Source organism: Acidimicrobiia bacterium (genome assembly GCA_016650365.1).
Taxonomy (GTDB): Bacteria; Actinomycetota; Acidimicrobiia; order Spongiisociales; family JAENVV01; genus JAENVV01.
This window is the reverse complement of the sequence record JAENVV010000103.1, coordinates 1-26,775: the sequence shown is the minus strand read 5'-3', so window position 1 is coordinate 26,775 and position 26,775 is coordinate 1. Positions and strand designations below refer to the sequence as shown.

General features: G+C 61.1%; 24 protein-coding genes. 19 read left to right on the top strand and 5 right to left on the bottom strand.

All coding sequences use genetic code 11. The annotated features are described in order from the left end of the window. Positions 1 to 22 precede the first annotated feature (22 nt). Positions 23 to 862 carry an acyltransferase gene (locus JJE47_06290; protein ID MBK5267030.1) on the bottom strand — a complete coding sequence of 280 codons (840 nt, stop codon included), beginning with the start codon at positions 860 to 862 and terminating at the stop codon, positions 23 to 25. Between the two features lie 123 nt (positions 863 to 985). Between JJE47_06290 and pyrB the strand changes: the two genes are divergently transcribed. The 17 genes from pyrB (at position 986) to JJE47_06205 (ending at position 21,882) form a co-directional block, all read left to right on the top strand. Continuing rightward, complete coding sequence (gene pyrB / locus JJE47_06285; protein ID MBK5267029.1) at positions 986 to 1,939, top strand: aspartate carbamoyltransferase; 954 nt, start codon at positions 986 to 988, stop codon at positions 1,937 to 1,939. Next, positions 1,936 to 2,907, top strand: a complete 972-nt coding sequence (locus tag JJE47_06280) for an ornithine carbamoyltransferase (GenBank protein ID MBK5267028.1) — start codon at positions 1,936 to 1,938, stop codon at positions 2,905 to 2,907. The genes pyrB and JJE47_06280 overlap by 4 nt, the downstream gene beginning before the upstream one ends. A 7-nt stretch (positions 2,908 to 2,914) precedes the next feature. Then, positions 2,915 to 3,856 (top strand): carbamate kinase, encoded by a 942-nt coding sequence (locus JJE47_06275; protein ID MBK5267027.1) that lies wholly within the window; start codon positions 2,915 to 2,917, stop codon positions 3,854 to 3,856. Between the two features lie 77 nt (positions 3,857 to 3,933). After that, complete coding sequence (locus tag JJE47_06270) at positions 3,934 to 4,863, top strand: N-carbamoyl-D-amino-acid hydrolase (GenBank protein ID MBK5267026.1); 930 nt, start codon at positions 3,934 to 3,936, stop codon at positions 4,861 to 4,863. After that, positions 4,860 to 7,457 carry a molybdopterin-dependent oxidoreductase gene (locus JJE47_06265; protein MBK5267025.1) on the top strand — a complete coding sequence of 866 codons (2,598 nt, stop codon included), beginning with the start codon at positions 4,860 to 4,862 and terminating at the stop codon, positions 7,455 to 7,457. Before JJE47_06270 ends, JJE47_06265 begins: the two co-directional genes overlap by 4 nt. Positions 7,458 to 7,492: 35 nt before the next feature. Continuing rightward, on the top strand, positions 7,493 to 8,512 hold the full coding sequence (locus tag JJE47_06260; GenBank protein MBK5267024.1) for an amidohydrolase family protein: 1,020 nt from the start codon (positions 7,493 to 7,495) through the stop codon (positions 8,510 to 8,512). An 11-nt stretch (positions 8,513 to 8,523) separates the two neighbouring features. Next, the gene (locus JJE47_06255) at positions 8,524 to 10,299 is read left to right on the top strand and encodes a glutamate synthase (GenBank protein MBK5267023.1); all 1,776 of its coding nucleotides are present in this window, start codon (positions 8,524 to 8,526) and stop codon (positions 10,297 to 10,299) included. Positions 10,300 to 10,404: 105 nt separating this feature from the next. Beyond that, on the top strand, positions 10,405 to 11,538 hold the full coding sequence (locus JJE47_06250; protein ID MBK5267022.1) for a BMP family ABC transporter substrate-binding protein: 1,134 nt from the start codon (positions 10,405 to 10,407) through the stop codon (positions 11,536 to 11,538). A 13-nt stretch (positions 11,539 to 11,551) separates the two neighbouring features. Beyond that, complete coding sequence (locus tag JJE47_06245; protein ID MBK5267021.1) at positions 11,552 to 13,114, top strand: ABC transporter ATP-binding protein; 1,563 nt, start codon at positions 11,552 to 11,554, stop codon at positions 13,112 to 13,114. Beyond that, positions 13,111 to 14,223 (top strand): ABC transporter permease, encoded by a 1,113-nt coding sequence (locus JJE47_06240; GenBank protein ID MBK5267020.1) that lies wholly within the window; start codon positions 13,111 to 13,113, stop codon positions 14,221 to 14,223. The genes JJE47_06245 and JJE47_06240 overlap by 4 nt, the downstream gene beginning before the upstream one ends. Next, a complete protein-coding gene (locus JJE47_06235; GenBank protein ID MBK5267019.1) occupies positions 14,220 to 15,176 on the top strand; it encodes an ABC transporter permease in 957 nt (318 codons plus the stop codon). Before JJE47_06240 ends, JJE47_06235 begins: the two co-directional genes overlap by 4 nt. Further along, positions 15,173 to 15,754, top strand: a complete 582-nt coding sequence (locus tag JJE47_06230) for a nucleoside deaminase (GenBank protein MBK5267018.1) — start codon at positions 15,173 to 15,175, stop codon at positions 15,752 to 15,754. The genes JJE47_06235 and JJE47_06230 overlap by 4 nt, the downstream gene beginning before the upstream one ends. Continuing rightward, on the top strand, positions 15,747 to 17,144 hold the full coding sequence (locus JJE47_06225; protein MBK5267017.1) for an FAD binding domain-containing protein: 1,398 nt from the start codon (positions 15,747 to 15,749) through the stop codon (positions 17,142 to 17,144). Before JJE47_06230 ends, JJE47_06225 begins: the two co-directional genes overlap by 8 nt. Further along, positions 17,141 to 19,369: a xanthine dehydrogenase family protein gene (locus JJE47_06220; protein MBK5267016.1), complete on the top strand. Its 2,229-nt coding sequence runs from the start codon at positions 17,141 to 17,143 to the stop codon at positions 19,367 to 19,369. Before JJE47_06225 ends, JJE47_06220 begins: the two co-directional genes overlap by 4 nt. Beyond that, a complete protein-coding gene (locus JJE47_06215; GenBank protein ID MBK5267015.1) occupies positions 19,366 to 20,733 on the top strand; it encodes an 8-oxoguanine deaminase in 1,368 nt (455 codons plus the stop codon). Before JJE47_06220 ends, JJE47_06215 begins: the two co-directional genes overlap by 4 nt. A gap of 100 nt (positions 20,734 to 20,833) precedes the next feature. Further along, positions 20,834 to 21,418, top strand: a complete 585-nt coding sequence (locus tag JJE47_06210; protein MBK5267014.1) for a hypothetical protein — start codon at positions 20,834 to 20,836, stop codon at positions 21,416 to 21,418. 101 nt (positions 21,419 to 21,519) lie between these two features. After that, positions 21,520 to 21,882 carry a hypothetical protein gene (locus JJE47_06205; GenBank protein MBK5267013.1) on the top strand — a complete coding sequence of 121 codons (363 nt, stop codon included), beginning with the start codon at positions 21,520 to 21,522 and terminating at the stop codon, positions 21,880 to 21,882. Positions 21,883 to 21,903: 21 nt separating this feature from the next. Here the strand turns inward: JJE47_06205 and JJE47_06200 are convergent, their stop codons facing one another. From JJE47_06200 to JJE47_06190, 3 genes are read right to left on the bottom strand one after another with little or no spacing between them, the layout of a single operon-like run. Continuing rightward, positions 21,904 to 23,268, bottom strand: a complete 1,365-nt coding sequence (locus JJE47_06200) for an NAD(P)(+) transhydrogenase (Re/Si-specific) subunit beta (protein ID MBK5267012.1) — start codon at positions 23,266 to 23,268, stop codon at positions 21,904 to 21,906. Next, positions 23,265 to 23,543 carry an NAD(P) transhydrogenase subunit alpha gene (locus tag JJE47_06195; protein MBK5267011.1) on the bottom strand — a complete coding sequence of 93 codons (279 nt, stop codon included), beginning with the start codon at positions 23,541 to 23,543 and terminating at the stop codon, positions 23,265 to 23,267. The genes JJE47_06200 and JJE47_06195 overlap by 4 nt, the downstream gene beginning before the upstream one ends. Before the next feature lie 6 nt (positions 23,544 to 23,549). Beyond that, on the bottom strand, positions 23,550 to 24,668 hold the full coding sequence (locus tag JJE47_06190; protein ID MBK5267010.1) for a Re/Si-specific NAD(P)(+) transhydrogenase subunit alpha: 1,119 nt from the start codon (positions 24,666 to 24,668) through the stop codon (positions 23,550 to 23,552). 72 nt (positions 24,669 to 24,740) lie between these two features. Here JJE47_06190 and JJE47_06185 point away from each other — a divergent pair, with 72 nt between their 5' ends. Both JJE47_06185 and JJE47_06180 read left to right on the top strand, forming a co-directional pair. Next, positions 24,741 to 25,652, top strand: a complete 912-nt coding sequence (locus JJE47_06185; GenBank protein ID MBK5267009.1) for a CBS domain-containing protein — start codon at positions 24,741 to 24,743, stop codon at positions 25,650 to 25,652. 12 nt (positions 25,653 to 25,664) lie between these two features. Continuing rightward, positions 25,665 to 26,348 (top strand): HAD family hydrolase, encoded by a 684-nt coding sequence (locus JJE47_06180; GenBank protein ID MBK5267008.1) that lies wholly within the window; start codon positions 25,665 to 25,667, stop codon positions 26,346 to 26,348. Here the strand turns inward: JJE47_06180 and JJE47_06175 are convergent. After that, on the bottom strand, positions 26,345 to 26,521 hold the full coding sequence (locus JJE47_06175) for a hypothetical protein (protein MBK5267007.1): 177 nt from the start codon (positions 26,519 to 26,521) through the stop codon (positions 26,345 to 26,347). The genes JJE47_06180 and JJE47_06175 overlap by 4 nt on opposite strands. Positions 26,522 to 26,775 lie beyond the last annotated feature (254 nt).

Sequence of the window (26,775 nt, the reverse complement as noted above, 5' to 3'; positions counted from 1 at the left end):
TCCATCGGCGGTTGATCGAGGTTCAGATCGCCCCGGTCTGGGTGTAGGTATCGGGGCGGCGATCACGAAAGAATTGCCAGTAGTTGCGAGTTTCTTCGATCATCGACATATCGAGATCGCGGACGATGACTTCGTCTTTCTGGTCAGATGCCACTTCCCCGACCAGCCGGGCGCGGGGATCCACGAAGTATGACGAGCCGTAGTAGTCGGTGTTTTCGGCAGGTTCAGGGCCCACCCGATTGATGGCCCCGACGAAGTACTCGTTGGCGACGGCGGCGGCCGGCTGTTCGAGCTGCCAGAGATATTTGGAATGCCCCCGGGTCGTGGCCGATGGGTTGAACACGATCTTGGCACCGTTGAGACCGAGCTCCCGCCAACCCTCCGGGAAGTGGCGGTCGTAACAGATATACACGCCGACCTTTCCGACAGCAGTGTCGAAAACTGGATATCCGAGGTTGCCGGGCCGGAAGTAGAACTTCTCCCAGAACCCCTGCACCTGGGGGATGTGGTTCTTGCGATATTTGCCAAGGAAGCTGCCGTCGGCGTCGATGACGGCAGCCGTGTTGTAGTAGGTCCCGTCATCGACTTTCTCGAACATCGGGACGACAAGCACCATCCCGGTTTCTTTGGCGAGATCCACCATGCGGTCGGTGGTGGGTCCCGGCATCTCCTCGGCGTAGGAGAAGAAGCTGCGATCTTGCACCGTGCAGAAGTAGGGAGCCGAGAAGATCTCCTGGAAACAGAGAACTTGAGCGCCATCGTTGGCTGCCTCCCGGGCGTACCCGATGTTCTTTTCGATCATCGACTCCGTGTCACCGGTCCATTCGGACTGTACGAGGGCGGCCCTCACGTTCATCGACATAGTTGCTCCTTGATCAGAGAGGCATTGTACCCCGTGAAAGGCCTCCGGCTGATTATGACAAATGCCACTAGCGCTGGTCGGTCGACGGTTGCACAGTAGGGCGACTACGACCAGGAGTTAGTCATGCGCGAATTTGCAGGACGTGACATTTTGTCATTGGACGACTTCAGCCGGGCAGATTTCGAATCCGTGTTTGAAGCCGGCGACCGGTTCGACCCGGTCGCCAAAAGCCGGCGAACCATTGATCTTCTGGCAGGCAAGATCCTCGTCAGCGCCTTCTTTCAGGCCTCGACCAGAACCCGCCTCGCACATGAGTCTGCGATGTTGCGGTTGGGGGGCCACGTGACCGGGTTCGCCGACGCGAAGATGACCAGAGCGGGGGACTTCTATCAGGAGTCGATCAAAGACACCGCCCACATGTTGGAGTATTACGGTGACGTCATTGTCATGAGACACCCGCAGATCGGGGCACCGCACGAGATGGCTCGCTGGGCTTCGATTCCGGTTATCAACGGTGGTGACGGCTGGGGGGAGCATCCCACTCAGGTCCTGACCGACCTTTTCACCGTGCGTAACGAGTTGGGGCGTGTCGATGGCCTGACCTTTGTGGCGGTCGGGGACTGGCGGATGCGCACGATGCACTCTCTCGCCTATGCGTTGACCCAGTTTGACGCAGAACTCATCTACGTGTGCCCAGCCGATGAGGAACCCGACGAGGTGCTGCTCAAGACGGTTCGAGACCGTGGCCTCAGCTTCCGGAAAGCCGAAGACGTGGGGGAGGTTGTCAACGAGGCTGACGTGATCTTCATCGAACCGGTTGTCCAGGCCGACTATGGCAAGAGCCGGGACGAGCGTGGTGATTCGTTGGGCACGACAGATTCTCGATACCAGGTCACCGCCGAATTGCTGGCCACCAAAGCGAAACGATCGTCGATCGTCCTGCATTCCCTGCCAAGGATGGACGAGTTGTCGACCGACGTGGACGACACGCATCATGCCCGGTATTGGCAAGAGGCCTACAACGGACTGGTGATCCGTATGGCGCTGCTGGCGCTGGTGTTGGGAGCGACGCCATGATCACCGACGTCCGTGGCCGTGACTTGATTACCACCCAGGACTGGTCGGTTGAAGAGCTCGAAACGTTGTTCGCAGTCGCCAAACATCTGAAGGTCCAGCAGGCGCTGGGTGAGCCGCACCCGTTGTTGCGGGACAAAGTCCTGACGATGCTGTTCTTCTTCTCGTCGACCAGGACCAGGGCGAGTTTCGAAGCCGGCATGGCCCAATTGGGTGGCCACGCCATGTTCATGGAAGCCAAATCCACCCAGATCGCGCATGGTGATACTGCCAAGGAAATCGGAGACATTCTGGGGCGATACACCTCCGGGCTGGCGATTCGCAACGTCGATTGGGGGGTGGGCAACAACTACATACGCGAAGTAGCGAAAGCCTCGCGGGTGCCAGTTCTCAACATGCAGTGTGACCGCTACCACCCGTTCCAGGCTCTGGCCGATTTGATGACGATCATGGAGAAGAAGGGAGATCCCCGTCAGCTGACACTCGACGTGAGTTATGCCCACGCGGCGAGCTATCAGAAGCCGATTTCCGTAGCGCAGAGCCTTCTGCTTTTGGCCACTCGATTTGGGATGAAGGTCCGCCTCGCTCGCCCGCCCGAGTTCGCACTCGAAGAAGACATCATGGCCCAGGCTGCGGCCAATGCCAGGGCGTCGGGAGGCACCCTCGACGTGGTCGAGTCATTCGAGGATGGTCTCGGGGGAGCAGACGTCGTATATGCCAAGTCTTGGGGAGCTTTGACCACCGCCAGCGAAGAGGAATCCGCCGATATCAGCGGGCAGTATACGAACTGGATGGTTGATGCCGAACGGCTCGCCATGGCCGACCCGAAGGCCATCTACATGCATCCGCTCCCGGCCGACAGGAACCTGGAGGTGTCCGACGAGGTCATTGATGGGTCGCACAGCGTCGTATACGACCAGGCCGAAAATCGTCTACATGTTCAGAAGGCCGCCATGGCCTTGACGATGTGAGCGGACCATGCCTATCGCAGTAGTGGCAATCGGAGGCAATAGTCTCATCACAGACCCCGCCCACCAGTCGGTGGAGGACCAATATTTGGCTGCGGCCGAAACCGATCATCACATCGCCACTATGGTGGCATCCGGCTGGAATGTCGTCGTCACCCACGGCAATGGTCCCCAGATCGGGTTTATCCTGCGGCGTTCCGAATTGGCGCGGGGTGAACTACATGAGGTTCCGCTTGAGGTGTGCGGAGCGGACACTCAGGGGGCGATCGGGTATCTACTCCAGCAAAACCTTCTGAACGACTTCAAACGGATGGGTTTACCCGAGCGGGTCGTCACGATTGTGACGCAGGTCGAAGTCAGTGCCGACGACCCGGCATTTGAACATCCGGCCAAACCAATCGGAGCGTTCATGACAGAGGCGGAGGCCGTTGAGCGGCGCCGCGTTGACGGCTGGGATGTGATGGAAGACGCCGGTCGGGGCTGGCGCCGAGTGGTCGCATCACCTCATCCGCTTCGAATCGTAGAGTTGGACGCGGTGGCTCGGCTGGTCGAGGTGGGGTATGTGGTGATCGCCGCAGGCGGTGGAGGTATCCCGGTGGTAGCGGGCCCGGACGGGACGTTGGTCGGGGTGCCGGCGGTGATTGACAAAGATCACGTCTCGGCGTTGCTCGCCAGTGAGCTTCGGGCCGATCTCCTCCTCATATCGACTTCGGTCGACCAGGTAGCTCTGAATTTCGGCCAACCCGATCAGCGATGGGTTGATCATCTATCGCGGGAGGATGCCCGTCGCTACCTCGGCGAAGGCACTCATTTTCGGGCGGGGAGTATGGAGCCGAAGATCCGGGCCATCCTCGCTTTTCTCGATGCGGGCGGTAAGGAGGCCATCGTCACGTCGCCGTCGCGAATTGAAGCCGCCATTGCAGGAGAGGCAGGCACCCGTTTTACTCGTTGATGGAAACCTGATCATGGGTCCACCAAACCTTTACCTTTTGTATAAGGCTGTCCTGGCCGGTCCGGTATAGTCCAGGCATGTCTCGTTCACTGACCCTCGCCGCAGCCCAGATGGGACCGGTTCAGCGTGACACCTCTCGCGATGAGGTAGTTGATCGCTTGATTGCCATGCTTCAGGATGCGTCAGAACTCGGGGCTGAACTGGTGGCGTTTCCCGAGCTGGCCCTGACCACGTTCTTCCCGCGGTGGCACATGCCGCTTGAGGAGGCCGATCACTTCTACGAGCGCGAGATGCCCAATCGTTACACCAAGCCTTTATGGGATGAGGCTCGCCGGCTCGAGATCGGGTTTGCGCTTGGCTATGCGCGGCTGGGTGAACATGGCCAGAGACACAACGTGTATCACCTGGTCGACCAGCATGGTGAAACGGTCAATGTGTTCGAAAAAGTGCACATTCCGGGACATGCCGAGCATGAACCGTGGCGCCAGTTTCAGCATGCCGAACGGCATTACTTCAGTCCGGGTGACGACTTTCCCGTTTCGGAGGCCTTCGGCGGAATCGTTGGTATGGCGCTCTGCAACGATCGGCGCTGGTCGGAAACCTATCGGGTGATGGGACTGCAGGGAGTCGAACTCATCCTCATCGGGTACAACACGCCATTGGCGTATGCCCCGGATCCCACTCAGAACCCGCTACAGGCATTCCATAATCATCTCGTCATGCAAGCTGGTGCCTATCAGAACGGGACGTATGTCGTCGGGGTTGCCAAAGGTGGGTTTGAAGAAGGGGTCGAGTCTCTCGCCCAATCGGTCATCATTGCCCCATCCGGACAAATCATCGCTCAGGCGATCACCACCGGCGACGAAGTGATCGTCGCCAGAATCGACCTTGACCACACCCGATTCTACAAGACCACCTTGTTCGATTTCGAGCGCTACCGGGTGCCAGCCGCCTACAAACGGATCACCGAACAACGCGGCGTGGCCCAGACCGGGGATGGGGTATGACTGCCACCCCGGTTTATGTTCGTACCACCGAAAAGGCCAGCCTGATTGTGAATGGCCAGCCGATCGAGGTCGGCATGCATCATCCCCATCTGCTGGCCGCCCTCCGTGAAGAGGTCGGTATCACCTCGGCCAAGGACGGATGTGCGCCACAAGGCCAGTGTGGCTGCTGCACGATCCTCCTCGACGGCAAGGCAATTCAGGCCTGCCTTGTTTCGATGGAGAAGGCCGCCGGAAAAGAAGTGCTCACGCTCGAAGGATTCGACGAGGACGAACGTGACCGCCTGGCGCGCGGGTTTGCCGCCAAGGGTGCTCTTCAATGCGGGTTTTGTACTCCCGGCATTTTGGTTCGTGCCAAGGCGCTCATCGATCAAAAAGGCCAGGATCTTGACCGCGCCACCATCGAGGGACGGCTGGGCGCCCACCTGTGTCGCTGCACCGGGTATGTGGGGATCGTCGAAGCGATAGAACTATTGGCATCTGGTGTAGAAATTCCGGCGGTCGCCGTCGAGGGTGGTATCGGCGCCTCAAGTGTCAAATATGAGGCGGAAGCGTTGGCTCTCGGCGATCGTGGCTACGTCGATGATTTGCGGGTGCCCGCTATGGCACACGGGGCCCTCCGGCTAACCGACCACGCGCGCGCCGATGTCCTTTCAATCGATGCCGGTGTCGCTCTGGCGTTGCCTGGCGTGATCGCCATTTACACCGGGGCAGATGTCCCTGGTGACCTGCGGGTGGGAATCATCCAAAAGGACTGGCCGGTGTTCATCCCGGTGGGAGGTCGAACCTCGTATCTGGGGGACGTTCTCGCGATTGTCGTCGCCGAGGATCAGCAGACCGCCCGCCAAGCTGCCGACCTCATTGACGTGTCCTATAACGTGCTCATACCGATCACCGATCCGATCACGGCGCTCAACGACGAAGACGCCGTGTGGGGCTTGGACGGAAACCAGCTTTCGGTCTCGGAGTATGTCCGCGGCGATGTGGATCAGGCCCTGGCCGGGGCGGCATTCACCGTTGACGAACTCTTTGTGACCCAGCGTGTCGAGCAGGCGTTTCTGGAACCAGAGTCGACCCTGGCAGTGCCAGCCGGGTCCGGACTCCACGTGTATTCCGGCGGACAAGGAGTCTGGGACGACCGGGACCAGATCGCCGCCGTCCTCGGGGTCGACCGGGCGTCGATAACCGTCGAGTTGGTATCGAACGGGGGAGCGTTCGGTGGCAAGGAAGACATGTCGAACCAGGCGCAGACGGCCCTGGCAGCCCACTTGTCTGGTCGGCCGGTCAAGTGCACCCTCACTCGCGAACAGAGTTTTTTCATGCACGCCAAGCGGCATCCCATTCGGATCGAAACCCGCGCGGGATGCGACGAGAACGGCAAACTGGTCGGACTCAAGGTCCGCATGATCGGCGATTCTGGACCATACGCCTCGGTCGGCATGAAGGTTCTGGAACGGGCGGCCGGTCACGCCAGCGGACCATACGTTGTGCCAAACATCGACGTAAAAGCGACCGCGGTTCGGACCAACAACTCGGTGTGCGGCGCATTCCGCGGGTTTGGAGCCAACCAGGCGCAATTCGCCATGGAAGGGGTGATGGATCGGCTGGCCGAGCAGGTCGGCATCAGCGGATGGGAAATTCGGAGCCGCAATGCCATCGAACCCGGAGTGGTGTGGGGCCCCGGCCAGATCATGGATGATGGTTCGACCGGCGTCCGACTCTGTTTGGAAGCGATCAAGGGTCCCTATGACGAAGCAAGGGCGGCCGGCAAAGCGGTCGGGCTTGGTTTGGCACTCAAGAACTCCGGTCTCGGCAACGGCTTCCTCGAGGTGGCTCGGGCGGTTGTCCGCTTCGAAGAAGACGGCACCGTCGAAGTGCGGCATTGCTGGACCGAAATGGGCCAGGGAGTACACACCGTCGCCATGCAGGTAGCCGCCGAGGAGCTCGGAATCGAAGCCAACCGCATCAGGGTGGTGGTTGACACCACCCGGGAACTCGGGGCAGGTCAGACGACCGGCTCACGGGGCACGCTCATGGGGGCCGGGTCGGTGCAAGCTGCCTGCCAGGCGGCGCTCGCCGATGGCTGCCAGGTGGGCATCGATTACGAGGGCGAGTACCGGGTCGATTGGACGAACAAGCTTTCCGATGGACTCGAGAATCCGATTCTTCACTCAGCCTTTGGCTACGCGGCTCAAATCGTGATCGCCGATAAGTCGACCGGAAAGATCGAGAAGGTGGTGGCCGCCCACGATGTCGGCCGGGCTGTTAACCCGCTGCTGTGTAAAGGACAAGTGGAAGGCGCGGTTCATATGGGCCTCGGATATGCCCTCACCGAAGACTTCCCAACCGACGCCGATGGTCGACCGACCAACATGACGTTGCGCAGCCTCGGGATCCTTCGTCCCAAGGACGTCCCCGAAATCGAAGTCATCCTCGTGGAGGCACCTCAGCCCAGAGCACCATTCGGGATCAAAGGGGTCGGAGAGATCGGACTCGTACCGACCGCCGGCGCGGTCGCCCAGGCCCTCTACGAAGTCGACGGGATCCGCCGGAGCCGGCTTCCGATCAACACGCACTCACCGGTCGATTTGTCATGACCGAGCCGGCGATCACTGGCCTGAAAGTCGGCTAAGTGGATACGACACCCGGTCTCGTCTGCGCCCATCACCACCTGTACTCGGCGCTGGCGCGCGGGATGCCTGCCCCTCCCGAGACAGCCACGACGTTTCAAGGAATTCTGGAGCAGATCTGGTGGCGTCTCGACACCGCCCTGGATCTTGACATGATCGAGTGGTCTGCCAAGCTGGCCGCCCTCGAGGCCCTTGAATCCGGAACCACCGGCATCATCGATCATCATGAATCTCCCAACGCCATCGAAGGTAGCTTGTCGGTGGTTGCCCGGGCCTGCGCCGAGGTGGGAGTCCGGGTCCTTGCTGCGTACGGAGTGACAGATCGTCACGGACCCGATGGGGCGCGACGGGGTCTCGAAGAGAATCGTCGCTTCATTTCCGAGGGTGGCAACGGGTTGGTCGGTATTCACGCCTCGTTCACGTGTTCTCAGGAGACCTTGACCGCGGCTGCCGACCTTGCCGACGAGTTGGGGGTGGGCGTCCACATACATGTCTGTGAGGGTCCCGAAGATCGTGCTGCCCCCGCCAAACTCGAAGGTCTCACGAATGACACGTGGCTGCTGGCGCATTGCGTGCACCTGCCTACCGACCATGAATTGAAAGGCACGATCCTCCATAACCCCATGTCCAATCTGAACAACGCGGTCGGGTATGCCAACCCCGCTCGGTTTGCGAACCCGGTCGCTCTCGGGACGGATGGCATCGGGGGCAACGTCATTGAATCGTTCCGGCTCGCCTACGTCATGCAGCGGTCGGTCGACGTTACCGCCTCTCCCGACTCGGCCTGGTCGTGGCTTGAGACTGGCTGGGATCTCATGCCAGAAGCCAAAGAGGATTTGGTTACCTGGTCATATCAGCCGATGGATCCCTGGCATCTGGCGTTTACGTCGGGGGTCAGACCTATCCGGGTCGAAGTCGACGGCCAGGTGGTTCTCGAAGATGGGGTTCCAACCATGGTCGATCCCGTCGAGATTCGCGCCAAAGCATCCGAACAGGCTGCCCGCCTCCACGCCCGGCTTTAGGAGAGGAAATCATGGCCCCCAAGGTTCCACCGCTTACCCCGTTCCCGCTGGATGTGCTGTTGCGACGGGTCGCTCACGAATTTGCCAGCCGGAACCGGATCTTTGATTTGCCGACTGCTCGGTACTGGAAACCTGACCCCGACGTCGATCTCACGTTCGAGTTCCTTGGCAGGCCGGCCGCCACCCCGATCGGCCCGGCCGCCGGCCCGCACAGCCAATTGGCCCAGAACATTGTTTTGTCGTGGTTGGGCGGTGCCCGCCTTTTCGAGCTCAAGACGATCCAGGTCATGGACGACCTGGACATCGCCCGACCGTGCATCGATATGGAGACGATTGGCTTCAACATCGAGTGGAGCCAGGAACTACAGGTCCACGAGTCGCTCGAAGAGTATGTCAAGGCGTGGATGATGATCCATATCCTCAAACAGTGGGACCCGCTCCGCCCCCATGTGGGGCGTGACCCCGGACCCCTGGTCTTCGACATGTCGGTTGGTTACGACCTGGCAGGGATCTCGAGTCCGAAGGTTGAAGCGTTCATCACGTCCATGATGGACGCCTCCGTCGAGATCGAGCGGCTTCGGCCGCTGATTCCCGAGCCGTTCGGCGACCTACGGGATATCGCTTTTCCGACGCGTATTGCCGATACGGTGACGTTGTCGACCTTCCATGGCTGTCCTCCCAATGAGATCGAGTCGATTACCAAATATCTGATGGATCATCACGGTCTTGATGTCATCGTGAAGCTCAACCCGACCTTGCTTGGCTTCGGGAGGGTTTGTGAGATCGTTCAACAGCAGCTTGGCTACGAACATATCCGGCTCAACCGCCAGTCCTTCACCGATGACCTGCAATTTGATCGTGGGGTGACGCTCATCGAAGAGTTGCGATCGTATGCCGCCGAACGGGGACGCAAGTTCGGCATCAAACTGACGAATACCCTGGTCGTGGAGAATCACAAGGATTTCCTTCCCGATGATCCCATGTATTTGTCCGGTCCACCGTTGCATGTTCTGGCCACGGCACTTCTCGACGAACTCATCTCGGCGCTCCCCGACACGTTCATGGTCGAAGGTCATCGAGGAGACGTCCAGGTGAGCTTTTCGGCGGGAATCAACAAAGAAAACCTTTCCCAGGCGATTGGCATGGGGGTGCGGCCGGCGACGGTCTGTTCCGATCTCCTCAAACCCGGCGGGTATGGCCGGTTGGCGCCGATGTTGACCCGATTGGCCGACGACATGCGGTCGGCCGGTTGTCATTCGCTCGCCACCTGGCGCCGCCACGAATGGAGTGCGGCAAGAGCGGCCGGATTCCGAGGGGCCGTCCACGCCCACATGAGCGCCATCTTGACGGGCGACCTCAACTCGACGTATCACCTCGCAGGGAATGAGAAGTTGCCCCGCCATGTCGATCACAATCTCGAGATGTGGGGATGTGTCGCGTGCAACTTTTGCGTGACCGTCTGCCCCAACGATGCGTTCTTCCGACTGCCAACCCCCGCGTCGATGGACCTTCCCGGTCGGCAGCAATATTTCGTGCTCGCCGAAGCATGCAATGAATGCGGTAATTGCATGGTCTTTTGCCCCGAGGTGGGTGACCCGGCACAGATCAAGCCCAAGATCTATGTTGATCCGGCCAGATTCGCCGCGAGTGTTGGCCAGGGATTTCTGGTGGCGGGATCGCCCAGTGGATTCACCATCACCGCCGCCGAGGGCTTCGAAGCGGATGTGGCTCGACTAGCCGAAATATTCCACGCGGACGAAGGGTGGCCGATCCCGCTCGATAAATGAATTCGACGTTGAATCGTTATGTGCGAGGCCAGTGTGGCAGTCTGGCTTGCGCGTCTCGGAACAGACGTCTGCAGCGAAAAATGATCTGACATTGACAACGGAGGAATGAACGTGAAATTTGGACGACTGAGCGCCCTACTGATAGCGCTACTGCTCGCCCTGGCGGCCTGTGGGGGCGACGACGCCACCACGACGACCGGGGCAGCAATCGACACCACCAATGGCACTGCGAGCGGCGAGGTCACGAAGGTGGCTTTCGTGTACGTGGCACCGATCGGTGACCTCGGTTGGACGTATTCCCACGAACAGGGCCGTCTGGCGGTTGAAGCCATGGACGGCGTGGAAACGAGCTACATCGAGAATGTCCCGGAAGGGCCTGATGCTGAGCGAGTCATTCGTGAGTTCGCGCAGGCCGGGAATGACATCATCATTACAACGTCCTTCGGGTTCATGGACCCGACGGCGACAGTGGCGGCCGAGTTCCCTGACGTGCAGTTCGTGCATGTTTCCGGATACAAGAATGCAGCCAACCTGTCGAATATCTTCGGCCGCATGTACCAACCGCGGTACCTCACCGGGATGATCGCCGGAGCCCAGACGGAGTCGAACATCATCGGCTACGTTGCAGCATTCCCGATCCCGGAAGTGATCCGGGGTATCAATGCCTTTACGCTCGGCGTGCAATCGGTCAATCCTGATGCCGAGGTTCGGGTGGTGTGGACCAACACGTGGTTCGGCCCTCCAGAAGAAAAGGAAGCCGCTGAAGCATTGTTGGATGCAGGCGCCGATGTCATCGCCCAGCACCAGGACACCACCGAACCGCAGAAGGCCGCCGCCGATCGGGGCGCCTACTCGATCGGGTACAACACGGACAGTCGGTCCTTCGTCGGAGATTCCCTGTTGAGCGCCCCGATTTGGAATTGGGCCAACAAGTATGTGCCGTTGGTCGAAGAGGTGCGGGCCGGCACCTATCAGGGTGACGAGTCATGGTGGGGTGGCCTTGATACCGGCGTAGTCGACCTGGCCTCGTACGGTCCTTCGGTCACTCAGGAAACCATTGATCTCGTCGAAGCCAAGAAGGCCGAGATCATCTCAGGCGACTTTGACGTCTTTTGTGGACCCATCGTCGACCAGGCCGGCACCGAGCAGGTCGCCGAAGGCACCTGTATGGAAGACGGAGACATGCTCGGGATGTCCTTCTTCGTCGAGGGTGTCGTCGGGGAAATCCCGGCGGGATAGGGAACAAACACGGATGACATCGGAACCGGAAGGAGGTGAGGTCGCGGTCGCGATTCGCGGCCTCACCAAACGGTTCCCCGGTGTCATCGCCAACGAAAACGTGGATCTCACCGTTCGACGCGGTGAGATCCACGCATTGTTGGGGGAGAACGGTGCCGGCAAGTCGACGCTGATGAGTTGTCTGGTCGGCTTGTACCGTCCGACCGAGGGTCATATCGAGTTGGCCACCGGCGGCAAGCCTCTCCAGAAGGTGGATATCCATTCTCCGCGCGCCGCCATCCGCTTGGGAATCGGGATGGTTTATCAGCACTTCAAGCTGGTACCGAACCAGACCGTTGCCGAAAACGTAATTCTCGGAGTGGAAGGGGTTGGGTTCATTCCCAACATGAAAGCCGTCGAGACCGAGGTTGCGGCGCTTGGCGAACGTTTCGGGCTGAGAGTGGATCCGACTGCGGAAATCTGGCAACTCTCCGTCGGACTCCGACAACGGGTTGAGATTCTCAAGCTTCTGTACCGCGGTGCCGAGATCCTCATCCTTGACGAACCCACTGCGGTCCTCACCCCCCAGGAAAGCGCCGAATTGGGGGTCACCCTCCGTCACCTCGCCAACGACGAACGAGCGGTTGTCTTCATTTCCCACAAACTCGACGAGGTACTTGCTTTCTCGGATCGCGTCACCGTGCTGCGGGCGGGAAAGAACGTCGCCACGATCGACACGAAGGATGCCACCAAGGCAGGACTCGCCAAGCTGATGGTCGGGCGCGAGGTGCTGTTTACTTCGGACCGTGAGGACCAGGAGCCGGGACCGGTTGTGCTGGAGTGCGTGGCGATCTCTTCCAACGACGGCCGGGGTCTTCCAGCCATCCGGGATCTCTCGTTTGTGGTTCGGTCAGGGGAGATCCTTGGGGTGGCGGGCGTGGCGGGCAATGGCCAATTCGAACTGGCCGAGTGCGTTACCGGGCTCCGGTCTCTCACAGGCGGTCGGATCATGCTCCACGGCGACGACATGGACGGCTTTTCTCCGCGCGGGTTCATTCGGCACGGTGTTTCCCACGTCCCGGCGGATCGTTTGGGCATGGGACTGGCGGGTGGCCTTCCGTTGTCTGACAACTTCATCATGAAACGATATACCTCCGCCCCGATCGCCTCCGGGCGGTTTCTGCGCAAGCGGGCGATCGCCGAATTGTCAACCGAATACATCGAGAAGTTCTCCGTGTCGACTCCGTCGGCAGCGACTCCGGCTCGGAACCTATCTGGAGGCAACCAACAGAAGGCAATTCTGGCGCGCGAGATTGACGCTGGTACCAAGAGTGGTGTGACCCCGCTCATTGTCGCGGCCTATCCAACGCGCGGCCTCGATGTGGGCGCCATCGAGGCGGTCCGGGAGGCGTTACTTGCCGAGCGCCGGAGGGGAGCGGCCATAATGCTGATCTCCGAAGACCTCGACGAGTTGTTCGTCTTGTCCGACCGGGTCATGGTCTTGCATGGCGGCGTGAATATGGGCATCGTTGACGCGGCGGGCGTCACCAAGGAAAAGATTGGCTTGATGATGGCCGGCGAACTGGCGGCCAAATGATCCGGTTCAGGCTCGAGCGCCGCATCGACCCTCCTCGCTACTTGAGCTGGGCGGTTCCGGTGGCATCGGTGGTTTTGGCACTGGTCGCCAGCGGGCTTCTCTTGCTGGCGTTCGGGGCGAATCCCATCGACACGTTTGCCGCCATGTGGGATGGGGCGTTTGGCGATATCTTCGGTGGTGAGGTGTACAGCGCATCCGAGACGTTGGTTCGGGCTACCCCCCTGATGCTCACCGGCCTGGCCGTGGCAGTGGCTTTCAAGATGAAGTTCTGGAATATCGGTGCCGAAGGGCAACTGGTAATGGGAGGGATCGCCGCCTCGGCGGTCGCTCTGTTCCTTCCGGATGCCGCCCCCTGGGTTCCACAGACCCTGGTGGTGTATGGCCTGATCATGGGCGGGGCAGCCATCCTGGCTGGCGCTTTGTGGGCGCTGATTCCGGCCCTCCTGAAGGCGTATCTCAATGTCAGCGAAATCATCGTCACCTTGATGCTCAACTACATCGCCATTCTCTGGTACTCGCAGCTTTTTACGACTTCCTGGAAGGACCCGGAGGGACTCGGGTTCCCTGGTTCAGCGCTGTTTCCTGAATTTACGTGGCTGCCCAGGTTTTCCAATACCCGGGTCAATGTGGCGTTGCTGATCGGCCTGGTCGCCGCAGTGGGGGTTTGGGTGCTCTTCGCCAAGACCAGGGCCGGTTACGAGATTCGCCTTTTGGGAGACAACCCGGAAGCCGCCCGATTCGCGGGCGTTTCGGTGTTTCGTAACATCCTCTTGGTGATGCTCATCTCCGGCGGCCTGGCCGGCCTGGCCGGGATGGGCGAGGTGGCAGGTATTTCGCACAAGCTTCAGCAAGGACTGTCGGCGAACAATGGGTTCACGGCGATCATCGTGGCCTGGGTCGCCAAGCTTCAACCCGGGGCCATCGTGCTCGTGTCCATCCTGTTGGCGGCGGTCTTCGTCGGCGGGGACCAAATTCAGATGACGATGGGGCTCCCGGCGTCGGTCGCCCAGGTGGTGCAGGGGGTCATGCTGTTCTTCGTGCTCGGTGGGGACATCTTTAGTCAATACCGGATTCGGGTCAGCCGTGAGCGGGTGGGGGTTGTGGCATGAGTCTTGACCTCATCTCCTCCATTTTGGGGATTGCAGTGTTTGCCGGAACCTCTCTGACGTATGCCACGATCGGGGAAGCCATCACGGAACGGTCCGGGATCCTTAATCTCGGGGTCGAGGGCATGATGATCATGGGGGCCGTGACCGGCTTTGCCGCGGCCTTTCATACGGGTTCTCTTATGATCGGGGTTTTGGCCGCCATGGGAATCGGAGCGCTACTGGCCCTACTCCATGCGTTTGTCACGATCACATTGCGAGCCGATCAGATCGTATCCGGACTGGCCATCACGCTCGTCGGAACCGGGCTGGCAAGTTTCCTCGGCGAGCGACTGGGTCCGGATCACGGCGCCCTGGTTGGTTTGCAGGGCCCACGGTTTCGCGATGCGGTCATTCCCGGTCTTAGTTCGTTGCCGGTCGTCGGCGAAGCCTTGTTCGCCCAGGACCTGGTCGTCTACTCAATGTACCTGTTCATCCCGCTGGTTTGGTTCTACATCTACCGGACCTCGCCAGGCCAACAACTGCGCGCCATGGGCGAGAGCCCGGCCACCGTCGAGGCGATGGGGATTCCTGTGTTGCGGTACCGGTACATCTACACGATGGTTGGTGGCGCCCTTGCCGGGCTCGGCGGAGCACACTTGTCGCTGGCGTACACGCCGGGCTGGTCCGAGAACCTCACCGGGGGCCGTGGCTGGATCGCCGTGGCACTCGTGATTTTTGCCAGTTGGAGACCGGCCAGAGCATTCGCAGGAGCGTTACTCTTCGGGGGAGTCAACGCCGTCCAGTTTCGGCTGCAGGCATCCGGTACCACCATTTCGGCGAACCTGTTGAACATGGCGCCATACATCATGACGATTCTCGTGCTGGTACTGGTTTCCTCTGCCTCGTCGCTACGAAGTCGACTGGGTGCTCCGGCTGCCCTCGGGGTTCCATATTCCAGGGAGGAACGTACATGAGTTCTTGGGGAAAAGTCATCATTGACGCGCCGGATTGGGTTGACGAGCTAGCCGTTCCCGGGGCCGTCTTCTCTGAGGAAGAGCGGATGCCGTTCGTGATCGAGCTGGCCAGACGCAACGTCGTCGAACAAGCGGGTGGCCCATTCGGGGCGGCCATCTTTGAGACGGATTCCGGGCGGCTGATCGCTCCTGGCGTTAACCGGGTCGTTCCGATCGCGATTTCTTTCGCTCACGCCGAGATCACTGCAATAGGCCTGGCGAACCAGCAGCTAGGAGTTTTCGATCTGGGTGGCGAAGGGTTGCCGCTCATGGAATTGGTGGCGTCGACCGAACCGTGCGCCTTGTGCCTTGGCGCAACGGTCTGGTCTGGCGTACGCAAGCTGGTGACCGGGGCTCGCGACGAGGATGCCAGAGCGATCGGGTTTGACGAAGGCCCCAAGGTCGCCGACTGGCAAGGAGCGCTTACTTCACGGGGAATCGAGGTAGTGGTCGACGTCATGCGAGCTGAAGCGGCCGCCGTGCTCGACCTCTATGTGGCTGTCGGGGCACCCATCTACAACGGACGCAGCGATGCATGAGGTTCAACGGCGTGGCCCACTCCCGAAACAGGTCCTGCGCCCGTCGACCATCGACGAGGTGGTCGACTTGCTGGCGGAGTACGGAGCAGACGCCCGTCTCATAGCCGGCGGTACCGATCTCATTCTCGAGTTTGCCCATCACCAGCACGAAGGCGTCGGACTGCTCATTGATGTTTCGGCTGTCGCCCAGGCCGATCAGATCATCTTTGGTGATACCAGGATCGAGATCGGCATGCTCGTCACCCACAATCAGATCGTGGCTTCGCCGATCTTGTGGGAGGTAGCTCGACCATTGGCTGAAGCCTGTGCGGAGATTGGATCTCCGCAACTTCGAAATCGAGCAACCGTGGTTGGCAATGTGGCGACTGCCAGTCCTGCCAATGACACCATCTCGGCGTTGCGGGTGCTCGATGCCGACGTGACCTTGCGGTCGATACGGGGCGAGAGGACGGTACCGCTCGTCGAGTTTCACACCGGCGTGCGCAGGTCTGTCCGTATGCCCGATGAGCTCATCACCTCGCTGAGTTTTCGTACGCTCCGTTCAAATGAACGCGGGGTCTTTGTCAAGGCGGGCCTGCGAGCCGCCCAGGCCATCTCCGTCGTTCATGCTGCCATGGTGGTGGAATTGGATGGTGAGGTGGTTCGATCGGCCAAGATTGCTCTCGGTTCGGTGGCGACGACCATCGTGGAAGCACCCGTCGAGGGGCTTATCGGAGCCAGCTTCGACGAAACTGCCATTGCTCTGGTAGCGGCGGCCGCATCGTCGTCGGTAACTCCAATCGATGATGTGCGATCAACTGCCAAATATCGGACCGAGGCGGTTCGAGTGATCGTCGAGCGGGGTCTCGCCTCGTTACGGTCGGCGCCGTCGATTCCTCCCCGGCCGGTCCTCTTGAGTGAGGGGGGCTCGGCGCACGGTCCATCCGGCGACCAGGCGACCGTCAACGGTCACGCCGTCGGGACGAGCGGGGTAGCCGGATTGACGTTGCTCGATTGGCTCCGAGATGTGGCCGGCCCCGAACTGGGGGTCTCGTTGACGGGTACCAAGGAGGGCTGCGCCGAAGGTGAGTGCGGCGCCTGCACGGTGCAACTCAATGGTGCGGCCGTCATGTCATGTCTGGTTCCGGCCGCGTCGGTCGGAGGTGCGTCGGTCACAACCGTTGAAGGCATCGGCGGTACCGAACTACATCCTGTTCAGCAGGCGTTCATTGACAATTTCGCCGTCCAGTGCGGCTATTGCATTCCGGGATTTATCGTGGCCGGCGCCTCGCTACTCGACGAGATTCCGAGTCCCGACGCCGACGCGGTGATCGCCGGTCTGGCCGGCAACCTGTGCCGATGTACTGGCTACTACAAGATTATCGATGCCGTGGTGGAGGCTGGATCATGATTGGTGAATCAGTCAAACGAACCGACGCGGAAGCCAAGGTAACCGGATCGGCCGTATATCCGGGTGACATTCGGGGTCAGAAAATGCTGTCGGCGGTTGTGGTTTTTTCGGACCAGCCCCATGCCCGGATGATCCGTATGGATGTCTCGGCAGCCCGCCATCTTGCCGGGGTGATCACTGTCGTCACCGCGGCGGATGTCCCGGTCAACGAGTACGGACTCACGATGGACGACCAGCCGGTTCTCGTCGGGATCGATGGCACCGACCGCAGTGACGTGCCGTCCGATGTGAGTCGGTGGGAAGCCGATCATATAGCGGTAGTAGTTGCCGAAACCGATGCCATCGCCCGTCGGGCGGCCGGTCTGATCGATGTGGAATGGGAGCAGCTTCCATTGGCGGAAACCGTCGACGCCGCCCTGGCACCCGGAGCACCACTGGTGCACCCGGAGAACGGCAAACCGACCAACGCCTATTACCAATTCGTGTTCCGCAAGGGAGACATGGAAGCCGGTTGGGCGGAGGCAGCGGTGATCGTCGAAGGCACCTATCAACTGCCACATCAGGAACATGCCTACTTGCAACCAGAGGCCGGGGTCTCGTACGTCGATGAGGAGGGGCGAGTCACCGTTGAGGTTGCCGGCCAGTGGACTCATGAGGATCAGGAGCAGATTGCCCATGCTCTCGATCTTCCCGCCGACGAGATACGAGTTATCTATCCGTCGATCGGCGGGGCCTTCGGTGGTCGGGAAGATATGAGTTTGCAGATCGTTTTGGCGATCGCGGCGCGCAAGTGTGCCGCGCTGGGCGAGCGACGGCCGATCAGAACGCAGTGGTCGCGGGAAGAGTCGATTGTTGGCCATCACAAACGCCATCGGGCCCAGGTGACCACCCGGTGGGGGGCCAGCGCCGATGGGAGGATCGTCGCCGTCGAAGCCGACGCCTACCTCGATGCGGGCTCGTACAACTACACGTCGAACAAAGTGCTCGGGAACCTTCACATGACGTTGGCCGGTCCGTACCTGCTGCCCAATATCCGGGTTGACAGCCACGCGGTCTACACAACGTCGGTCCCCGGTGGCGCCTTTCGTGGGTTCGGTGGACCCCAAGGCACGTTTGTCTCCGAGTCGCAGATCAACAAGCTGGCCGAGGCTCTCGGGATGGACCCGGTCGAATTTCGCCGTCTCAATCTCATCGGCGAAGGCGACCTGGGAGCCACCCACACTCCGCTACCAGTCGGCGTCTCGATCCGTGAAGTGGTTGAGGATTGTGCGACCGAGGCCGGATGGGACGGAGCACTCCCGTCGTACGAACCGGTGCGGTCGTTCCGCTCCCTGCCTGGTTCGGCGGAGGCGACCCGGCACGGTCGCGGGTTCGCCTGTGCATTCAAGAACGTCGGATTCAGCTTCGGGTTCCCCGAACGGTGTGAAGCAAGAATCGAGCTGCACGGAGATGGCGAGGCTCCCAAGTCCGCCACCCTATTTCACTCCGCAGCCGAGGTGGGTCAGGGAACCCATACCGCCCTCATCCAGATGGCGGCCGAAGCATTAGGCATGGACGTTTCAGCAGTGGACGCCGTGTTTTCAGATACGGCCACCACCGGCGATTCGGGCTCTGTCTCGGCGTCGCGCATGACCTTTATGGCAGGCAATTCCATTCTCGGCGCCGCCGAAGAAGCCCAGAAATCCTGGCTCGATGGTGACCGTCCGGCGATCGGGGAATTCCGATACGTGCCACCGCCCACCGAGATGCTCGACCCGGAGGGTGGCCCTACCGTCCCGAACTTTTCCTACGGGTACGTCGCCCAGGCGGTTGAGCTGTCGGTCGATGTCGAGACCGGGCACATCCGGATCGACCGGGTCGTGAGTGCGGTTGACGTCGGCAAGGCGATCAATCCGATGCTGGTGATTACCCAATCTGAAGGTGCCATCGTGCAAGCCCACGGGTACACGCTGTCCGAGGCGTTGGTGAGCGCCGACGGGAGGATCACCAACCCCCGACTGTCGCAGTATCTGATCCCGGGCATCGGTGACATCCCTCGCCAGGTTGATACGGTCATTGGCGAGTACGGCGATCCGCTCGGCCCATTTGCCGCTCGGGGCATGGCCGAAATGCCGTATCTTCCCTATGCGCCGGCGGTCATCGCGGCGCTGCACGACGCCACCGGGGTCTGGTTCGACAGCTTCCCCCTCACGCCGTCGCGGGTCCTGGAGGGACTTTCGCAGTGAGCAGTCTGCTGGTCCGTAATGCCCTCGTCCTGGTGACAATGGACGACGGTGGAACCGAGACCGCCGGGGGCGGCTTGCTGGCCGAGAACGGCTGGATCACCCAGGTGGGCACGTCGTCGGATCTGCCTGACACGGCAGATGTGGTTATTGACGCCGATGGCATGGTGGTGATGCCCGGGCTGATCAACACGCACCACCACCTGTATCAAACACTCACGAGGGCAGTGCCAGAGGCGCAGGACGCCGACCTGTTCACCTGGTTGGTGGCTCTTTATCCTCTGTGGTCCCGGCTGACTCCTGGCAGTGTACGGGACGCAACCACCCTCGGGCTGGCGGAGTTGGCGCTCTCTGGCTGCACGACGGCCTTTGATCACCAGTACCTCTGGCCGAATGGTTCGTCCATCGACGATCAGTTCGAGGGAGCCGAACAGGTCCCGATCCGGTTCATGGCATCGCGCGGATCGATGAGCCTCGGTCAGTCATCGGGAGGCCTCCCACCCGATTCGATCATCGAATCTCACGAATCCATTCTTCGAGCGAGCCAGGATGCCGTGACCCGGTGGCACGACCCGGATCCCGGGTCGATGCGCCAGGTGGTTCTGGCACCGGCCTCCCCGTTCTCGGTAACTGGTGAACTCATGAAGGAATCGGCCGCGCTCGCCAGGGAACTAGGGGTGAGACTTCATACGCATATCGCCGAGACGATCGACGAGGAAGAATTCTGCCTCGAACGATTCGGGGCGCGCCCTGTTGAGTATGCAGAACGGCTCGATTGGCTCGGCGACGATGTGTGGTTCGCCCACGGCGTGCACATCGCGGCCGACGAGTCGGAACGGATGGCCAGGACGAAGACCGGAGTCGCCCATTGCCCGACGTCGAATATGCGGCTGGCGTCGGGGATCGCTCCGATTGCCCGGTACCGCCAACAAGGCGTACCGGTGGGACTGGGAGTTGATGGGAGTGCCTCGAATGACAGCTCGAATCTGCTGGCGGAGGTCCGTCAGGCGATGCTGGTTGCCCGACTAGCGGTCTCGCCTGGGGTAGGGATGGCCGGCTCACTCATGTCAGCCCGGGATGCCCTGCGGATGGCGACGCGGGGGAGTGCCGAAGTCCTCGGCAGAAGCGACATCGGATCTCTTGAGGTCGGCAAAGCGTGCGATCTCATCGCCATCGACGTGACAAGCCGGCTGGGGGATTCCGGATTCGCCGATCCGGTTGCCGGTTTGGTGTTTGGAAGCCGTTCCGGGGTGGATTGGTCGGTTGTCCATGGTCGGGTAGTCGTTGAACGGGGACAGGTGGTCGGTCTTGACAGCGACGAACTCCGGAACCGTCACACCTCTTGGGCCAGGCAACTGCTGGCGTAGAAGCGACCGCCCGATCACGCGCCACGATCCGAGTGTGCTTTTCGGAATGCCGCCCGCCCGCGAGGTTCGGCGCTGCTTCCGTTGGTAGCGTTTCAACCCGATGAGCTTTTTTGACGTCCCGGCCCAGCCTCCCGATCCCGAATCCGACGCCGAGCCATCCAGGTCGCCCTGGGACGGTCCACCACGAGGTGTCCTGCCCGGATACTCTTCACAAAGAGCCACGATTTTCAGAACCGATCAGAGCATTCTTTTCGTGGACGATTTCCGGGTGTACCCGATTGGCCTGATGTTCTCCCTCAACCTGGTGCTTAGGAATCGCAACGAGGACCTTGCCTATATGCCGTGGGACGTCCATTGGCGTCGTCGTCGGGTGCCCGATCCGCTCCCGGACGATCTTCTCCGTTTCGGGATCCTGTTTGCCGACGGATCGAAGTGGACCAACCTCGGCGGGCAAATCCCGGACCCGAGGCAGGAGCCACATCATCCATATGTGATGGGACAAGGAGGTGGTGGCGGCGACCACTCCTGGCGTACGGACTTCTGGATGTGGCCGCTCCCCACCGACAGGCCGCTCACCTTCGTTGCATCATGGCCCGCCTACGAGGTGCCCGAAAGCACCGCGATAATCGACGGAGCGGAACTTCGCCGCTGCGCGGAAGCCGCCGAAGTGATCTGGCCCAGCTGACCCGGCTTAGCTTGGCCCGGACTGTGTATGAGGCAGGGGCATTGTGACGTCAGGCGTTGCGAGGCAGAGATCGTCGACAGGTGGCCATCTAGGCTTGCGAGATGCTTTCGAGACGACTCCGCGAGTTCGCCATCGCCGGCCTTTCAGTACTGGGAATCTTGTTGTCGGTCGTCGCCCCGGGGTGGGTGATCGAAGCGGCGGTGACCGGTTTGGCAGGAGGAGTCTTCTACTGGGTATCGACGTGTCCCGTGGACCGTTTATCACTTCCGAATGGCGTTCCGCGACCCTTGTTGTTCGGGCTGATGCTGGTCGGGATTGGAGCGCACTTGTCGGTGATTCGATTCTTAACAGAGATCACCGGAAGCCGGCTGCTCTTGACCGTAAGCTTGGTGTTGTTGGCAGGCAGTTTGGTTACAGGATTGCTGCGGGTGTTGTGGCATCCGGGCGCGCCGCCGACCGAATAGCCCGACGTCCCCGACGCAGTGTCAGACGTTGTTGACGGCAGTGACCAGGTCGCTCAACGCCTTTCGGGCATCGTCGAACAGCATGAGGGTCCCGTCCAGATAGAACAGGGGATTGTCGATTCCGGCGAAGCCAGGGGACAACGAGCGTTTGATGACAACGCAGGTGGTTGCCGCATCAACATCGAGGATCGGCATGCCATAGATGGGGCTGTTGGCGTCGGTACGAGCGGCCGGATTCACGACGTCATTGGCCCCGACGACCAGAGCAACGTCGGTCCGGCCGAAGTCGCGGTTGATGGTTTCGAGATCGTACAGCTGGTCGTAGGGTACGTCGGCTTCGGCGAGTAGCACGTTCATATGGCCGGGCATGCGGCCTGCCACGGGATGAATGGCGAACCGCACTTCGACATTTCTCTCCTGGAGGGCGTTGACGAGGTCTTTCATAACGTGCTGCGCCTGAGCGACGGCCAGACCATAGCCAGGGACGACGATGACGCTCCGGGCATAGGCCAAGGTGATGGCCACGTCGTCGGAAGTCGCTCGTTTGACGGGTTTCTGGCCGATCTCGGCCTGGGGACCGGACGTTCCACCGAACCCGCCGGCGAGTACCCCGATCAGCGTGCGGTTCATGGCTTTGACCATGATCGAGGTCAAGATGAGCCCGGAGGCGCCAACCAGGGCACCCGAGATGATGAGCACGTTCGACCCGATGACGAAGCCTGCCGCCGCAGCTGCCAATCCCGAAGCAGCATTGAGGAAGGCGATGACCACCGGCATGTCCGCCCCGCCGATCGGCAGGATGCGGGTTACGCCGATCACCAGCGACAACAAGGTCAGTACCCAGAAAACCAAACTGGTCGGGCTGGTCACCAACAATACGCCCAGCACCAGGATGGCCAGGGCAATGAGACTGTCAAACCACTTCTGGCCCTTAAAGCTGATCGGGTTTCCAGAAACGAGGCCCTGAAGCTTGGCGAAGGCCACGAAGCTGCCGGTCATCGTGATGGAGCCGATCAAGACAGACAGCGCGATCGAAATCCGGGTATCGATCGCGTCCGGATGGCGGATGAACTCGGTGGCGGCGACGAATGCCGAGGCACCTCCGCCGAACCCGTTGAAGGCGGCCACGAGCTGAGGCATGTCTGTCATGGCGATCTGCTTGGCGGCGACGACCCCAATCGCCGAACCGACGATGATTCCGGCGATGATGCCGGTGAGTGAGACAACTCCCGAGTCCAACAACGTCGTGATCACGGCAAGCAGCATGCCGAGGGCGGCCAAACGATTGCCGTTTCGGGCCGTCGCCGGTGACGTCAATCGCTTGAGTCCGACGATGAACGCCACGGCGGCGACCAGATAGAGGAACGATTCGAGAGTTTGGTTCATCTTGGATCCCGCTTGAACATTTCGAGCATACGGTCCGTCACGAGGAACCCTCCGACGACGTTGATCGTGGCGAGAATCACCGCAACCACGCCGAGGGTGGTTGCCAGTGCACCTTCGGCCCGGCCCGAGACGATGATGGCCGCGACGATGGTGATCCCGGAAATGGCGTTCGATCCGGACATCAAGGGAGTATGAAGCGTGGGAGGCACCTTGGTGATGACCTCAAAGCCGACAAATGCGGCGAGAACGAACACGGTGATCGACACCATCAACATATCTTCTTAAGCCTCCTCGAGCATGGCTCGAACGCGCTCGTTGGTGATCTTCCCCTGATGGGTGACCGCACAGCCGGCCAGGACCTCATCGCTGAGATCGATCGGGTCGTTTTCCAGGGCCAGTTTCAGCAGCGTGGTGACGTTCCTGGCGTACATCTGTGAGGCATCACCGGCCACCCGGGAGGCGAGGTCCAGGTCGCCGATGATGGTTACGCCGTGGGTAACTACCGTCTCCCCGGGCTTGGTGAGGGCACAGTTGCCGCCGGTCGCCGCGGCCGTATCGACGATGACCGACCCGGGTCGCATCGCTCTGACGGTTTCGGCGGTGATCAGAATCGGCGCTTGTCGTCCCGGAATCTGGGCTGTTGATATGACCATGTCCGAGTCGGTGATGTGGGGGGCCAGATTGGCCACGATGATGGCCTGATCATCGGTGGCCAGCTCTTTGGCGTAGCCCCCGGACGTCGAGGCGTCCTGTGGTGCGGTGACTGCCTCGATGAATTTGGCACCGAGGCTCTCAACCTGCTCGGCAGCGGCACTTCGCACGTCGAACGCGCTAACCACTGCCCCCAGCCGCCTGGCGGTCGCAATGGCCTGCAGGCCGGCGACTCCGGCCCCGAGTACCAGGGCTTTGGCGGGTCGAATTGTCCCGGCGGCCGTCGTAAGCATGGGAAGGAATCGAGGGAGGCGGTCGGCTGCTTCCAGGACGGCCTGGTATCCCACCGCGGTGGCCTGGGACGAAAGAGCATCCATCGATTGTGCGCGGGTGATTCGGGGGAGTGTTTCAAACGCCAGGCTCGTAACACCTGTCTTGGCCAGCTGAGCGATGCCGCCTGGTTCGTCGAGCGGCCGGAGGAGTCCGACCACGATGGCGCCATTGCGAAGGCTGGCTCGGGCCTCGGAAGTGGGGGGATTCACCACCGCCACGACGTCGGCGGTCCATGGATTGTCGACCATGGTGGCTCCGGCTTCAACGTAGGCTTCGTCGGGGTATCCTGCAGCTGTACCGGCAGATAGTTCGATGTGTACGGTGTGTCCGTCCCCGATGAGGGACCGAACGGCGTCGGGGGTGAGCGCGACCCTGTGTTCGTTTTGGCGCGTTTGGTTTGGTGCGGAAATGATCATGTGCTCAGCCACGTTAATGACTTCGAGCGCAGTTTAGGTGCGATTGGACAAATCTTTTCAGGAGTTGGTTAGGTGTCACAGGGATTGCGAGCGGTTTGGAGTCGGGGGAATGGCTGCGTCGAGCTGGCCACGCTCATCGATCCAGACGCTCAGCGCATTGAAGGTGACCTCACCGAATTCATTGTCGGTCACCGGGCAGACGTCCTTGTGTCCAAACGATTTTCTGCGTCGTTCGACGTCATCCCGACGCTTGTGCCATTTGATGTTTCCTTCGATCGGGTCGATTCCGTCGCGGCTCTGGTCGCCGGCGGACCCCATTCGGAGTTGGCAGCCCGCGTGGCGCATCGTCTCGGTGTGACTCTCGCCGTTCCAACCAGACTGGAATGTGCGTATGAGACGGATGGGGGCCAGGTTGAGGCGCTGAACGTGGTGGAGAGATTGGTGGCGCTGGTCCCGGGTGTGGAAGCCGGGATTTTGCAGGCGGGCAGCGCCTCGGAGGTCATCGAGAAAACGGGGGACGGGACCCTTCTCGTGGTCGGAGCTCCGGGTGGGTCCTTCCTGCAGCGGCAGTTCTTCGGAAAGGGAGCCCGACTGATTGCCAAGTCGTCAATCGGTGCTGTGGCGGTTCGAGAGGCCCCCCGGCGGGTATTCCACGGCATGGACGAACCCGCGTATGTGTCGCCGCACATGGGGGCAGGAGACGCGGCTCGCCTCATGCCAGGAGGGTTGATTGCGGTGGTTGAGGACGGAGTCCTGATTGGCAGCGTGACAGGGACTTCGTTACTCATGGCAGGCGACGGACCCCGGGTGGTCGACTGCATGAAAGAACCGGTTTCGTTGGGTCGGTTGGACACCGTCGATGATGGCATCGATCGGCTCCGCACGCTTGGTGTACCGAGCCTGCCGGTGGTGGATGACAACATGAATCTGCTTGGAACCGCCACGGTGGCGTCGCTCCAAACGACGCCGTTCGAGACGGGATGAGGGGGGATCGGCTTGGTTTCCGTTGTGCTGTTCGACGCCGATGACACACTCTGGGATTTTCAGTGGGCGATGCGGGCGGCGCTACACGCCATGCTCGAGGAACTCTGGACCGCCTTTCCGGGGCGAGAGAGTGCCGGTCTCACCGTTGACCGCATGATTGCCATCCGGGATCGGGTCGCAGCTGAGCTGGAAGGGCGCGTATTGGACCTGGCGGTGATCCGTCTGGCTTCGTTCGAACGTGCCCTCGAAGAGGTCGGAATCGTTGAGGCCGGTTTGGCCGCCGAACTCGGTGCCTCGTACTTCTCACACCAAGCTCACTCTCTCCGACTGTTCGACGACACCTTGCCGGCCCTTGACGCTCTGGCGGGATGGCGATTAGGAGTCGTTTCAAACGGAAATGCCGATGTGGTTCGGCTGGGAATCGCCGACCGCTTCGAGACCGTGGTGCGGGCGGTTGACGTTGGGGTCGGTAAACCTGATCCGGCCATCATCGAATATGCCCTTGAACGTTTCGGGGTAACTCCTGATGAGGCGGTGTTGGTTGGAGATTCCGAGGAGGCAGACGTCGAGGCAGCAAAGGCGGCAGGTATCCGGTCCGTTCTCCTCGACCGGCATGACCGGGCGGTTGGTTCGGCGGCAGACTGGGTCATCGGTTCGTTGACCGAGCTACCTGCGCTGATGGCTCAGACTACCTAGTGCAGGGCGCGTAGCCCGAGACCAGCGGTGATCAGCAGTGCGAGGCCCACGACGAGGATTCTTCGGTCTCGATGAGCCCCGGTGTGCCAGATTCCCAATCCGATCAGTCCGGCGGCCACCACGCCCTGGGCGATCACGCCCGCACCGGTGGTTGGCAATAGGAGGTCAATCACGTCAGCCGCGTACCGTGACATCGGGCCGGTCGGCCACGGTCGGGTCGGGACCTGCCGCTGACTGATCTTTCCGGCACAGGCAACTAGCCTGAATCCTTCGTTGTAGAGAGGGGTATCAGTGATTTCTGGTTACTACCGACATCCGACCATCGCCGGAAACACGATTGTCTTCGTCTCAGAAGACGATCTCTGGTCGGTTGACGCCGGTGGTGGGCCGGCCCACCGCCTCACTGCCAACCCTGGATCAGTCATCT